Annotated in this window: 11 protein-coding genes; 5 read left to right on the top strand and 6 right to left on the bottom strand. The window is 69.4% G+C overall.

From position 1 onward, the window contains the following. Positions 1-15: 15 nt before the first annotated feature. The gene (locus tag ACT53U_RS11075) at positions 16-1050 is read right to left on the bottom strand and encodes a Tle-like phospholipase domain-containing protein (protein ID WP_476155005.1); all 1035 of its coding nucleotides are present in this window, start codon (positions 1048-1050) and stop codon (positions 16-18) included. Positions 1051-1244: 194 nt separating this feature from the next. Further along, on the bottom strand, positions 1245-3914 hold the full coding sequence (gene ppdK / locus ACT53U_RS11080; protein ID WP_476155007.1) for a pyruvate, phosphate dikinase: 2670 nt from the start codon (positions 3912-3914) through the stop codon (positions 1245-1247). A gap of 380 nt (positions 3915-4294) precedes the next feature. Between ppdK and ACT53U_RS11085 the strand changes: the two genes are divergently transcribed. Continuing rightward, positions 4295-6277 carry a tetratricopeptide repeat protein gene (locus tag ACT53U_RS11085; protein WP_476155009.1) on the top strand — a complete coding sequence of 661 codons (1983 nt, stop codon included), beginning with the start codon at positions 4295-4297 and terminating at the stop codon, positions 6275-6277. Next, a complete protein-coding gene (locus ACT53U_RS11090; RefSeq protein ID WP_476155011.1) occupies positions 6274-7119 on the top strand; it encodes a 4-(cytidine 5'-diphospho)-2-C-methyl-D-erythritol kinase in 846 nt (281 codons plus the stop codon). Before ACT53U_RS11085 ends, ACT53U_RS11090 begins: the two co-directional genes overlap by 4 nt. A 3-nt stretch (positions 7120-7122) precedes the next feature. Here ACT53U_RS11090 and ACT53U_RS11095 read toward each other — a convergent pair whose 3' ends face one another. The 4 genes from ACT53U_RS11095 to ACT53U_RS11110 all read right to left on the bottom strand — a co-directional run bounded on the left by ACT53U_RS11095 (position 7123) and on the right by ACT53U_RS11110 (position 10242). After that, positions 7123-8280 (bottom strand): glutathionylspermidine synthase family protein, encoded by a 1158-nt coding sequence (locus ACT53U_RS11095; protein ID WP_476155013.1) that lies wholly within the window; start codon positions 8278-8280, stop codon positions 7123-7125. Continuing rightward, positions 8277-8642 (bottom strand): hypothetical protein, encoded by a 366-nt coding sequence (locus ACT53U_RS11100; protein ID WP_476155015.1) that lies wholly within the window; start codon positions 8640-8642, stop codon positions 8277-8279. The genes ACT53U_RS11095 and ACT53U_RS11100 overlap by 4 nt, the downstream gene beginning before the upstream one ends. 85 nt (positions 8643-8727) lie before the next feature. Beyond that, positions 8728-9132 (bottom strand): DUF350 domain-containing protein, encoded by a 405-nt coding sequence (locus ACT53U_RS11105; protein ID WP_476155017.1) that lies wholly within the window; start codon positions 9130-9132, stop codon positions 8728-8730. Positions 9133-9222: 90 nt separating this feature from the next. After that, positions 9223-10242: a polyprenyl synthetase family protein gene (locus tag ACT53U_RS11110; RefSeq protein ID WP_476155074.1), complete on the bottom strand. Its 1020-nt coding sequence runs from the start codon at positions 10240-10242 to the stop codon at positions 9223-9225. A 240-nt stretch (positions 10243-10482) separates the two neighbouring features. Here ACT53U_RS11110 and ACT53U_RS11115 point away from each other — a divergent pair, with 240 nt between their 5' ends. From ACT53U_RS11115 to ACT53U_RS11125, 3 genes are all read left to right on the top strand, one after another. Beyond that, positions 10483-10716 (top strand): putative signal transducing protein, encoded by a 234-nt coding sequence (locus ACT53U_RS11115; protein ID WP_476155019.1) that lies wholly within the window; start codon positions 10483-10485, stop codon positions 10714-10716. Then, complete coding sequence (locus tag ACT53U_RS11120) at positions 10713-11519, top strand: tRNA1(Val) (adenine(37)-N6)-methyltransferase (protein ID WP_476155021.1); 807 nt, start codon at positions 10713-10715, stop codon at positions 11517-11519. The genes ACT53U_RS11115 and ACT53U_RS11120 overlap by 4 nt, the downstream gene beginning before the upstream one ends. A 116-nt stretch (positions 11520-11635) precedes the next feature. Then, positions 11636-11986: a hypothetical protein gene (locus tag ACT53U_RS11125; RefSeq protein ID WP_476155022.1), complete on the top strand. Its 351-nt coding sequence runs from the start codon at positions 11636-11638 to the stop codon at positions 11984-11986. The last annotated feature ends 455 nt before the right edge of the window (positions 11987-12441 follow it).

Consider the following 12441-nt stretch of genomic DNA (forward strand, 5'->3'; position numbering starts at 1 on the left):
GCGTTCCGGTAGGGTTCACCTGCGTCTGGAATCGGGGCAGACGGTTGCGTCCACCAGGTCGTCTCTCCGTTGCGTCCGGTCGTCGATGTAGCGGCAGTAGATCAGGCGCGACAAGCGATCGTCCGCGGCACACTCCTCGTCCTTCTCGGCCCTGCAGACAATGGCCGAGCGCAGCAGACCGGCGGCGAGATTTTCCATGTTGTGCTCACGGAACACGTTCGTCACGTCGAAGTTTTTCGCGAGAGTCATGTCCGTGCGGTACTCGGCATCGCGGGCGTTGTTTCCGCTAGAGGTGCGAAGCCACAGCTTCCGATATCCGCGATCGATCTCTTCGAACGGCTCTCCGGTTTCGTAGACGCGAACGGAGACGCGCGGCGTATACGGGGCGGCCACCGTATCGGTCACGAACGAGCTGTTGAAGGTGACGACGGTGATGTCGGGAAACAGCGCCGCGACGTGACGGGCGAGACCGCCGCCGAGCGAATGTCCGGTGGCGACGACGTCGATGTTCGGTCCGAGCCTGGTCCGTGCCGCCGCGAGGATCTTCGCGAATTCCTTCTCGGCCAGACAATACTGATCACAGAAGAACCAGCCGAAGAACCAGGAGCCGTTCGAAAACAAGTCCATATCCAACCAGCCGTCGGTTCCGCGGAACGCGACGACGACGGCGGGGCGTGGGAGGCGACGGTTGTAATAGACGTCGTAGCCGAGACCGTTCGCGAAGGCGGGTGGGCGCGGCAACCGGATCCAGCCGGTTCTCGTACGATCACCCTCGCCGATCATGTCCTTCTCGTCGAGGCGGAAGGCTCTGTGGCTGGCCCAATCGTCGACGTAGGTGTCGCTCGCCATGGCGGCGTAGAGCCCATAGTGCCGGGACACGAGGCTGCGGTTGTAGTTCCATCCGTCGGGGCCGTAGCAGTGGTCGATCGTCGAGGGCGGAAAAGCGGCGAATGGGGCCACCTCGACGTCTTTGCAGGCGGCTGTGGCGCTCGCGATCGACAGCAGGAAGGAAACGACGATCGCCGATACGGCGGAAGCGAACCTGATCATAGCCCGTCGTTCCCGTTCTCGAGAGTTTGCCCATCGTCGTACCGAGACGAATTGCAATTAATGATGGTATCGAGTGATCCGTCAATCGCCTCGGCGAGGCGGTGACGCCGTCCGCAGTCGACGAAACGAAGAAGGCCCCCTCGCGGGGGCCTCGTTCATCGTCTGTCGGGAGCAATCGGGTTTTGCCCGATCCCTCACCCCTTGGCGTGCAGCAACGCCGCCTGGGCCGCCGCGAGCCTCGCGATCGGCACGCGGAAGGGCGAGCAGGAGACGTAGTCGAGGCCGACCGTCTCGCAGAAGCGCACCGAGGCCGGGTCGCCGCCGTGCTCGCCGCAGATGCCGAGCTTGATGTTCGGGCGCGTCTTGCGTCCGCGTTCCGCCGCCAGCTCGATCATCGAACCGACGCCCTCCTTGTCGATGGTGACGAAGGGGTCGTGCTCGAGGAAGCCGCCGCGCAGGTAGGTGTTGAGGAACTTCGAGGCGTCGTCGCGCGACAGGCCGAAGGTCGTCTGCGTCAGATCGTTGGTGCCGAAGGAGAAGAACTCCGCGACTTCCGCGATCTTGTCGGCGGTGATCGCCGCACGCGGCAGCTCGATCATCGTGCCGACGTGGTAGTCGAGCGCGACGCCGGTCCTGTCGGCCACTTCCTTCGCCACGGCGTCGATGCGTGCCTTGACGAAGTCGAGCTCCGACTTGATGCCGACCAGCGGCACCATGATCTCGGGCACCACGTGTTCGCCGGTCTCCTTGGCGGCCTGGATCGCCGCCTCGAAGATCGCCCGGACCTGCATCTCGTAGATCTCGGGATAGGAGATGGCGAGACGCACGCCGCGATGGCCAAGCATCGGGTTGAACTCGTGCAGCGCCTCCGCCCGCTCCTTGAGCTTCGCCGCCGGCACGCCCATGGCGGCGGAGACCTCGGCGATCTCCTCGTCGGTCTTGGGCAGGAACTCGTGCAGCGGCGGGTCGAGCAGACGGATCGTCACCGGAAGCCCGTGCATGATCTCGAACAGCGCGACGAAGTCGGCGCGCTGCATCGGCAGCAGCTTCGACAGCGCCTCGCGCCGTTCCTTCTCGGTGTCGGCGAGGATCATCTCGCGCACCGCGACGATGCGACCCTCGTCGAAGAACATGTGCTCGGTGCGGCACAGACCGATGCCCTCGGCGCCGAAGGAGCGCGCGACCTTGGCGTCCGCCGGGGTCTCGGCATTGGCGCGAACCCCCATGCGACGGACCTCGTCGGCCCAGCCCATCAGGGTGGCGAAGTCGCCGGAGAGTTCCGGCCGCTGCATGGGAACCTGGCCGACCAGCACCTGACCGGCGGCGCCGTCGATGGTGATCTTGTCGCCGCGACGCAGGGTGACGCCGTCGGCGGTCATCGTGCCGGCGTGATAGTCGATGCGAATCGAGCCGGCGCCGGAGACGCAGGGCTTGCCCATGCCGCGGGCGACGACCGCCGCGTGGCTGGTCATGCCGCCGCGGGTGGTCAGGATGCCCTCCGAGGCATGCATGCCGTGGATGTCCTCCGGGCTCGTCTCGACGCGCACCAGCACGACCTTGCGGCCGGCCTGGGTGGCGGCTTCGGCCTCTTCCGAGGTGAAGACGATCTCGCCGCAGGCCGCGCCCGGCGAGGCCGGCAGGCCGTGGGCGAAGATCTTGCGGTCCGCCTTCGGGTCGATGGTCGGATGCAGCAGCTGGTCGAGCCCGGCCGCGTCGATCCGGCCGATCGCCTCCTTCGGCGTGATCAGGCCTTCGGCCACCATGTCGACCGCCATCTTCAACGCCGCCTTGGTGGTGCGCTTGCCGATGCGGCACTGGAGCATCCACAGCTTGCCGCGTTCGACGGTGAACTCGACGTCCTGCATGTCGCGGTAGTGCTTCTCCAGCCGCTCGCAGATGGCGACGAACTCGGCATAGGCGGCCGGCATCACCGTCTCGAGGCTCGGCTTGTCGGAGCCCGCCTCGATCCGCGCCGCTTCCGTCAGGTTCTGCGGCGTGCGGATGCCGGCGACCACGTCCTCGCCCTGGGCGTTGACCAGGAACTCGCCGTAGAGCCGCTTGTCGCCGGTCGACGGGTTGCGCGAGAAGGCGACGCCGGTGGCCGAGGTCTCGCCCATGTTGCCGAAGACCATGGCCTGGACGTTGACCGCGGTACCCCAGCTCTCCGGGATGTCGTGGAGCCGGCGATAGGTGATGGCGCGGGCGTTCATCCACGAGCCGAAGACGGCGCCGATCGCGCCCCACAGCTGCTCGCGCGGATCCTGCGGGAAGGGCTTCTCGGTCTCGCGCTCGACCAGCGCCTTGTAGGAGACGATGACCTTCTTCCAGTCGTCGGCCGTCAGGTCGGTGTCGAGGACGTAGCCGTTCAGCTCCTTGTACTCCTCGAGGATCTCCTCGAATTCGTGATGCTCGAGGTCGAGCACGACGTTGGAATACATCTGGATGAAGCGGCGATAGCTGTCCCAGGCGAAGCGGGCGTCGCCCGCCACCGTCTCCAGCGCCACGACGGTCGTGTCGTTGAGGCCGAGGTTGAGGACCGTGTCCATCATGCCCGGCATCGAGGCGCGGGCGCCGGAGCGCACCGAGACGAGGAGCGGATCGGCGAGATCGCCGAATCGCTTGCCGGTGATCGCGCTCATGCGATCGAGCGCGGCGTCGACCTGCACCGCCAGTTCGACCGGGTAGGTGCGACCGCCGGCGTAGAACGCGGTGCAGACCTCGGTCGTGATGGTGAAGCCGGGCGGCACCGGGATGCCGAGGTTGGACATTTCCGCCAGATTGGCGCCCTTGCCGCCGAGCAGCGCCTTCATCTCCGCCGTTCCGTCGGCCGAACCGCCGCCGAACGAGTACACCCACTTCGTCATAGGACCACTCCCGTCTCCGTCCCCGAGTGAACGTGGGCCCTCTCCGACGGTCCTCGGCGATCATCGATGCTTTGCATCCGGTTACCCCCCGACGCAAGTCCCAAGTCGCACGAATGGCGAAACGTCGCGTCGGGTCCGGCACGTCTCTTGCCCGAATAATCCACCGAAACGTCGCGGTTCCGGCGGTCCGGGCGAAACGTGCTTCACATCGCGGCGGGAAAAGGCCATTCTCGCCCGGCCGCAGGAACCGGCCGGACGCGTCTCGGGAAAGCCACATCCCTCGGTCATCTTTCAGTCTCCCGGTCCCCGCTCCCGGCGTGTCGGATCGTATCGCCAGTCAAGGACGCGAGCCCGCGCTCGCGGGAAATCGAAAGAGTTTCATGCGCATGTCGTCCGGCACCGTCATCCTCCGCGCCGTCTCGGGTCTTCGTCGTGCCCGGCCTCGGGCGGCACTCGCCGGCCTCGCGCTGGTTCTCTCCGGCACTCTCGCCGAAGCCGCGCAGGGCGAACCGGACTTCCTGTCGATCCAGACGCCGCCGACGTTGGCCGGCTCCTATCTCGCCGGCCGCTTCGCCGGCCAGTCGCGCGACGTGACGGCCGCCGCCACCTATCTCGACAACGCGCTGACGCTCGATCCCGGCAATCTGGCGCTGGCCGAGCGCACCTTCCAGCTGCTGCTCGCCGACGGGCGGATGGCGGAGGCCGTCGGCCTCGCCGAGGGGCTGGTGCGCACCGCTCGCCAGCATCCGCTCGCCCGTCTCGTCCTCGGCGTCGACGCGCTGAAGCGCGGCCGCTGGGACCGGGTGAAGTCCAACCTCGGCGCCGTCCAGCCGCGCCCGCTTTCCGATCTGACCGTCGCCGTCCTGACCGGCTGGGCCGAGAGCGGCCGCGGCGACTTCGCCGGCGCCGCCCGAGTGGTCGACAAGGTCGGCGGCCTCGACTGGTACGGCGTCTTCAAGAACTACCACGTCGGCCTGATGGCCGAGCGCGCCGGTAAGACCGACGAGGCGACGAAGCGGCTGAAGACCGCCTTCGACGCCGATCGCAACGCGCTGCGCATCGTCGAGGCCTGGGCGCGCCATCTCGCCCGCATCGGCCGCAGGGACGAGGCGCTGGCTGTCCTCTCGGAGTTCGCGACCAAGGTGCCGGACCATCCGGTGATGACCGCGCTGCGCGCCGACATCGAGGCCGGCCGCAAGCCGGCGGCGATGATCACGACGCCGCAGGCGGGCGCCGCCGAATTCCTCTACGGCATCGGCTCGGCGCTGGCGCGCGACGGCGGCGAGGACATCGCCGCCATGTATCTCCAGCTGGCGCTGTGGCTCGACCCCTCGGCCGAACTGCCGCTCGTCTCGCTCGCCGGCCTCGAGGGCCAGATGAAGCAGTACGAGAAGGCGATCGCCCTGCTCGACCGCATCCCCGACGCCTCGCGCCTGCGCCCGGTCGCCGACATCCAGGTTGGCCGCTACTACACGCTGCTGCAGAACCACGCCGAGGCGACCCGTCACCTCGAAGCGGTGATCAAGCGCACGCCCAAGGATCTCGAGGCGATCGTCGCGCTCGGCGACGTGCTGCGCGCCGCCAAGAACTTCGAGGAAGCCGCCAAGGTCTATACCCGCGCCATCGACCTGATCGACAAGCCGACGAAGAACGACTGGTCGTTCTTCTACTATCGCGGCATCGCCTACGAGCGCACCAAGCAGTGGCCCAAGGCCGAGGCCGACTTCTACAAGGCGCTCGAGCTGATGCCGAACGAGCCGCACGTGCTCAACTATCTCGGCTATTCCTGGATCGACATGGGCATCAATCTCGACAAGGGATTGGAACTGGTGAAGAAGGCGGTCGAGCTGAAGTCCGACGACGGCTACATCGTCGACAGTCTCGCCTGGGCCTATTTCAAGCTCGGCCGTTACGACGAGGCGGTGACCGAGCTCGAGAAGGCGATCCTCTTGAAGCCCGACGATCCGGTCATCAACGACCATCTCGGCGATGCCTATTGGAAGGTCGGCCGCACGCTCGAGGCGACGTTCCAGTGGCGCCATGCCCTCGACATGAAGCCGGAGCCCGACGACAAGGCGAAGATCGAGGCCAAGCTGAAGAACGGCTGGATCGACGACGCCGCCTCGCGCCCCGCCAAGGCCGCCGATGCCGCCCCCGCCGCTCCGGCGCCCGCGCCCCAGGCGGCCTCTCCTGCTCCGACCACAGAGGCGCCGGCCCCTGCCGCCGCCTCTGCTCCTGCCGCTCCGGCGCCCGGGCCGGCTGCTCCTGCCGCTGCCGCTCCTGCCGCCACGACGCCGGCCGCTCCGGCGCCCGAAGCCCCGGCTCCCGCCGCCCCCGCGACGCCGGCGCCGGAGGCCAAGTGACGGCCCCGGCCGCCGCGCCGGAACGGGAAGGCCCCGCTTCGATCGCGGTCGAGGCGGCGCCCGCCAAGGTCAATCTGGCGCTGCACGTCACCGGCCGTCGCGCCGACGGCTATCACCTGCTCGACACGCTGGTCGTCCACGGCGGCTGGTCTGACACCGTCTCGGCCGCCCGCGCCGCGGGCACCGGCGCGCGCGTGTCGCTGGCGATCGACGGCCCCCACGCCGCGGGTCTCTCGGCCGGCGACGACAATCTCGTCCTGCGCGCCGCCCGCCTCCTCGCCGACGAGGCGGCCCGCCGCGGCCGATCGGTCTTCCCGGTCGATCTGCGGCTGGAAAAGCACCTGTCCGTCGCCTCGGGCGTCGGCGGCGGCTCCTCCGACGCGGCGGCGACGCTGCGCCTGCTCGATCGGCTCTGGGGTCTCGATCTCGGCCGCGAGCGTCTGGCGGCGCTTTCCCTGCCGCTCGGTGCCGACGTGCCGATGTGCGTGATCGGCGAAGCGCTGCGCGCCCGCGGCATCGGCGACGAGATCGCGCCGATCGCACCCCTGCCGCCCTTCCGACTGGAACTCGCCAACTCCGGCGTGCCGGTCTCGACGCCGGCGGTCTTCCGCGCGCTCGCCTCCCGCGAGAATCCGCCGCTGCCGCCGCTCCCCGAGCGCTTCGCCGACGTGGCGGCCCTCGTCGACTGGCTCGGCGCGACGCGCAACGACCTCGAGGCGGCGGCGATTTCCATCGCCCCGTCGATCGCCGAGACGCTCGCCGCCCAGCGCGCCCGCCCCGGCTGCCTCTTCGCGCGCATGTCGGGTTCGGGGGCGACGTGTTTCGGGATCTTCGCGGCCTGACGGTCAGTCGAGGATGACGTGGGGCAGGAACCACGCCCGGTCGGTGGTGACCGGCGAGACGTCCTCGCGGATCCCCATGCCGGCGGCCTCGTTGCCCACCACCCAGGAGCCGATCACCGGGAAGCGTTCGCCGAAGCGCGGCAACGGCGCCAGCGTCTGGCGGATCCATCCTTCGGCGCCATAGCCACCGGCCGGTCCCTCCGCGCGGGTTCCCCCATCGACGAGGCGGACGTCGGCGCCCTCGCGCGAGAACAGCGGCTTGCGGGCGTAGTGGTCGCCGAGGATGCGCGCCTTCGGGTCGTCCTCGAAGAAGGTCGGCAGCAGGTTGGGGTGGCCCGGCGCCATCTCCCACAGCAGCGCGAGCATGCCCTTGTTCGAGAGGATCAGCTTCCACGGCGGCTCGAAGAAGCGCGTGCGCCCGACCGCGTCCGAGCGGCCGAACTCGTCGGCGAATGCCCATTCCCACGGGTAGAGCTTGAACAGCAGATCGATCGGCATCGCCCGCCGGTCGACGAGGCGAAAACCGTCGTGGCCGACGTCGCCCATGTCGAAGCCGATCGTCTCGATGCCGGCCAAACGAGCGCAATGCTCGAGATAGTCGGTCGTGCCGGAGTCCTCGCGGCTCTCGCGCATGCAGGCGAGATGCAGCGGCCCGGCGCCGGCGATCGTCCGCCAGCGCTCGACCAGTTTCTCGTGCAGCGAGTTGAACTGGTCGGCCTCCTCCGGCAGCGCCCCGCGCGCCACCATGTCCTCGAGCCACTGCCACTGGACGACGGCCGCCTCGAGCAGGCCGGTCGGCGTGTCGGCGTTGTATTCGAGGAGCTTCGGCGGGCCCGCGCCGTCCCAGGAGAAGTCGAAGCGGCCGTAGAGCGAGGGATCGCCCCGCCGCCGGCTCTCGGCGATCGGACCCCAGGCGTGTTCCGGGATCTTCAGCCGGGCGAGGGCCGCCTCGTCGCGCACCACGCGGTCGACCAGCTCGTCGCACAGCGCCGCCAGTTCCTCGGTCGCCGCCTCCGGTCCCTGCTCGATCTGGTCGAGGGTGAAGACATACCGCGCGCTCTCGTCCCAATAGGCTTCGCCGTCGATGGTGGCGAAGTCGAAGCCGATCGCCGCGAAACGCGCCGCCGCATCGGGTCTGACCGGCGAGGGCTCGCGCCTCATGAGCCGCCCCCGTGGAATGCGGCGCCGGTCTTGCCGAAGCCGCCGAATTGGACCGACGCGGTCGGCGTCGACGTCGAGACGTGCGTCACCGTGTTCGACGAACGCGAGAACGACGACCAACCCCAGTAGTGCCAACCGCCGCCGCCGCTCGAACGGCTGGTCGCTTGGGCCGGCTCGGCCTTGCGGTCGCGGCATTCGGGCTCGGCCGCTGCCATCGGGTCGCTCGGATCGCAGTCCGGTTTGCGGGAGAACCAGCCGCCGTCCCAGGCGAAGGCGGAGAGGGCGGTCGCCGCCGTCACGCCGAGCGCGATGCGGCGGATGCGTCGTCTGCCCGGCGGCTCGGGCGGGGCGACCTCCTGCATGACCGGGGGCGGTGCGACGCCGCGGCGGCCGAATGCCTTGCGTGGCGGTCGCCCGTCCGGGGGAGGGGTGGTGCGCCTCGCCATCTCACGGGCTCATGCAGGCGGCGGAGACGAGGCCGACGGCGATCGACACCGCCGCGACCCAGACGCCGGCCGAGAGCACGTTGCGCTCGATCGCGTCCGACAGGTCGTGGTGGAAGATCCGCGCCGCCAGATAGGCGACGACCTGCGTCACCACGGCGACCAGGCCCCACACGGCGAACTCGGCGATCGATCGGGCATTGTGGATCGCCGCCGAGGCCGCGAGCGCATAGCCGACGAGACTGCCGCCGAAGGCGATCGCCGCCGTGGCATTGCGCTCGCCGACGATGAGGTGGAACTCGCGATGCGGGGTCAGCCGCGTGTAGATCAGCCCGAACAGGCCGCCATAGGCCAGCGCCCCGACGAAATAGGCGAAGAAGGAAACGAGATTCGCGATCAGGTCGGGCACGGCTTCGCCTCGCGTCGATGGGACGCGAGAAGAGTAGGGGCGGCGGCGACCCGATTCAATCGGTCGCCGGCACGCCTTTCGTCACGGGCCTCAGTGCACCCGGCTGATGCAGAAATCCACCACTTCGACCAGCGCTCGCTTGTGCGGTCCGTCCTTGAAGGGCGCGAGCGCATCCTTGGCCATGGCGCCGTAGTGGCGGGCGCGTTCGACCGTGGTGGCGATGGCGTCGTGCTTCTTCAGCAGTTCGATGGCGTTCTCGAGGTCGCCCTCGGCTGCCCCGCCGTCCTGCAGGCAGCGCTTCCAGAAGGCGCGGTCCTCGTCGGAGCCGCGGCGATAGGCGAGCACGACGGGAAGCGTGATCTTGCCTTCGCGGAAGTCGTCGCCGATGTTCTTGCCGAGCTGGGCGGAGGAACCACCGTAGTCGAGCGCGTCGTCGACCAGTTGGAAGGCGAGGCCGAGATTGGTGCCGTAGGAGCGGAAGGCGGCCTCGGCGTCGCGGCCCGAGCCGGCGATGATCGGCCCGACTTCCGCCGCGGCCGAGAACAGCGCGGCGGTCTTGGCGCGGATGACGGCGAGATACTCGTCCTCGGTCGTCGCCATGTTCTTGGCGGCGGCGAGCTGCATCACCTCGCCCTCGGCGATGATCGCGGCGGCATCCGACAGCACGCCCAGCGCCTGCATCGAGCCGACCTCGACCATGACGCGGAAGGCCTGGCCGAGCAGGAAGTCGCCGACCAGCACGCTCGCCTGGTTGCCCCACAGCTTGCGCGCGGCGAGCTTGCCGCGCCGCATGTCGCTCTCGTCGACGACGTCGTCGTGCAGCAGCGTCGCGGTGTGCATGAACTCGACCGCCATGGCGAGCTTGACGTGACCGTCGCCGGAATGGCCGCACATCTGGGCCGCGGCGAGCGTCAGCATCGGCCGGAGCCGCTTGCCGCCCGACGAGATCAGGTGGTTGGCGACCTCCGGGATCATCGTCACGTCGGAGCCGGCCTTCGACAGGATCAGCGCGTTGACGCGGTCCATGTCGGCGGCCACCAGCCGCACCAGCGGTTCGACCGATGCTTCCGGACGCTTCTTGCCGTCCTCGAGAGAAACCACGACGCCCACAACCGACACCTCGTCATCGACCGACAGATCGGTCCCAAATCCCTCGAGGGGCGTAGCATTCCCCTCGGGCGCCGTCGATACCAGAAGGCAAGACGGCCTCGAATCTCTTTCGCGCCGTCGTTTTCACGCCGCGGTCGGAGAATAGGCAACCGCCGCCGCCGCCTCAAGTCGTGCTCTGGGGGAGCGCACCCTTGCCCCCGCCCGCCGCAGGGCCTAGGCAGGAGGGGAGGGAGGCGTGCCATGCGCGAAATCGTCAGGAGCAACGATCCGGTGCTGATCTCGGCGGTCGAGGCGCTGCTCGCCGGCATCGACGTGCCGGTCCTGGTGGCCGATGCCGCGATCTCCACCCTCGAAGGGGCGATCGGCGCCTTCCCGCGTCGCCTCCTCGTCGCCGACGAGGACGAGACCGCCGCCCGCCGACTGCTCGCCGAAGCCGGCCTCGGCAGCGAACTGGTGGCCGAGAACCGCCGATGAGCGCGCCGATCAACGGGCTCGCGACCACGCTCGACCGTTTCCACGACGGCCGCGTCTCGATCGAGCAGCCGGCGAAGGGCCGCCACCGCGCCGGTCTCGACGCGGTGCTGCTCGCGGCACTGGTACCGAGCGCTGCGACCGGCCGTCTCGTCGATCTCGGCGCCGGCGTCGGTACGGCGGGGCTGCTCGCCGCCGCCCGCGCGCCCGGCCTCGCCGTCGTCCTCGCCGAGCGCGACGAGGAAGCGGCGACGCTCGCCCGCGCCAATGCGTCGCGGGGGGAGAACGCCGCCTTCGGCGCCCGTGTCACGGTCGCGATGGTCGACGTGCTGCGCCGGGGCGCGGTCCGCGACGCCGCCCTGCCGCGCGAGAGCTTCGACCGGGTGATCGTCAACCCGCCCTTCTTCGCCCCCGGCAGCGTCCGCCCCTCGCCCGACGCGCGCCGCGCCGCCGCCCATGTCTTCGCCGAGGGTACGCTCACCGACTGGATGCGCGTCGCCGCCTCGGTCCTGGCGCCGAAGGGCCGGCTCGGCCTGATCTTCCGCGGCGACGGGCTCGACGAAATCCTCGCCGCCCTTTCCGGCCGCTTCGGCGACGTCGCCGTCCGCCCGGTCCACCCGCGCGCCGATGCGCCCGCCCATCGCCTGCTGGTGACTGCGACCAAGGGCTCGCGGGCGCGGCCCTCGATCCTGCCGGGGCTGGTGCTCCACCCCGAGGGCTCCGACCTCTATCTTCCTGCGGCCGACGCGATCCTGCGCGGTCGGGCGGATCTCGCGGGCGACGAGATCATCGCGAGCAACGGATGACGCGGCAGGGCAGGAATTCCCGGACCTGTGACCGCGAAGTGGTTTCCAGCCCGCGCCGCCTCGTCTAACGTGCGCCTCGCCGTCGCTCGGACGGCTCGTGCATTCGGAGTTTCGTCATGCGCCTTCTCGCCCCGATCTTCGCCCTCGCTCTCGCCGCCTCCGCCGCTCCGGCGTTCGCCGACAGCTATTCGGGCGCCTCGTCGGTCGCCGGTGGTCGCGGCGCGGTCTGTGCCGGCGTCACGCCGATGAACGGCAACGTCTCGGGCGGCTCGATCGAACTGATCGGCTACGCCTACGAAGGTTCCGGCGATCGCGCCTCGGGCACGGTCAAGTCGGACGGTTCCTTCACCGCGGTGATGGCCTCGCCCAAGGGCGACGTCCACTTCACCGGCAAGGTCACCGCCCACAACATCGCCGGCACCTGGAAGGGCCCGGACTGCTGGGGCTCGGTCGACCTGAACCGCTGAGGCGGTTTCGCGTTCGGTCCGGCGGGTGACCTTCGACGCCGCCCGCCGGTCGCGCCCGGTCGCTCGAAGACACGATCTCGGACGCCGCTGCCCGAACGCGGTGGATCGGAAGACACGACACGGCCGTCGTGCTGCCGCGCCGGGGTTGTCGACGTTCGCGGCCGTGGCGCCCGTCGTGTCTCTCGGCTTGCGATGGGTTCGAGTTCCGTCTCGACGTTTCGTGCTCCGGTGTTCCGTCTCGGCGTGCCAAGCCTCGTGCATCATCCGCGATGCACGCACTTGCCCGCAACTCGGCCGTCATTCCCATCATAAAAATGCATGAGTCATGCATTTTTATGATGGACGTTGACACGGATGGATGCCCTTTTTGCCGAGAGCCGAGAGCCGAGAGCCGAGAGCCGAGAGCCGAGAGCCGAGAGCCGAGAGCCGAGAGCCGAGAGCCGAGAGCCGAGAGC

It is taken from the genome of Pinisolibacter sp. DMC19, from assembly GCF_056313985.1.

Bases quoted from the DNA above. Each gene is read 5' to 3' on its own strand.
- ACT53U_RS11075 (WP_476155005.1), bottom strand. From the start codon at position 1,050: ATGATCAGGTTCGCTTCCGCCGTATCGGCGATCGTCGTTTCCTTCCTG.
- ppdK (WP_476155007.1), bottom strand. From the start codon at position 3,914: ATGACGAAGTGGGTGTACTCGTTCGGCGGCGGTTCGGCCGACGGAACG.
- ACT53U_RS11085 (WP_476155009.1), top strand. From the start codon at position 4,295: ATGCGCATGTCGTCCGGCACCGTCATCCTCCGCGCCGTCTCGGGTCTT.
- ACT53U_RS11095 (WP_476155013.1), bottom strand. From the start codon at position 8,280: ATGAGGCGCGAGCCCTCGCCGGTCAGACCCGATGCGGCGGCGCGTTTC.
- ACT53U_RS11100 (WP_476155015.1), bottom strand. From the start codon at position 8,642: ATGCAGGAGGTCGCCCCGCCCGAGCCGCCGGGCAGACGACGCATCCGC.
- ACT53U_RS11115 (WP_476155019.1), top strand. From the start codon at position 10,483: ATGCGCGAAATCGTCAGGAGCAACGATCCGGTGCTGATCTCGGCGGTC.
- ACT53U_RS11120 (WP_476155021.1), top strand. From the start codon at position 10,713: ATGAGCGCGCCGATCAACGGGCTCGCGACCACGCTCGACCGTTTCCAC.
- ACT53U_RS11125 (WP_476155022.1), top strand. From the start codon at position 11,636: ATGCGCCTTCTCGCCCCGATCTTCGCCCTCGCTCTCGCCGCCTCCGCC.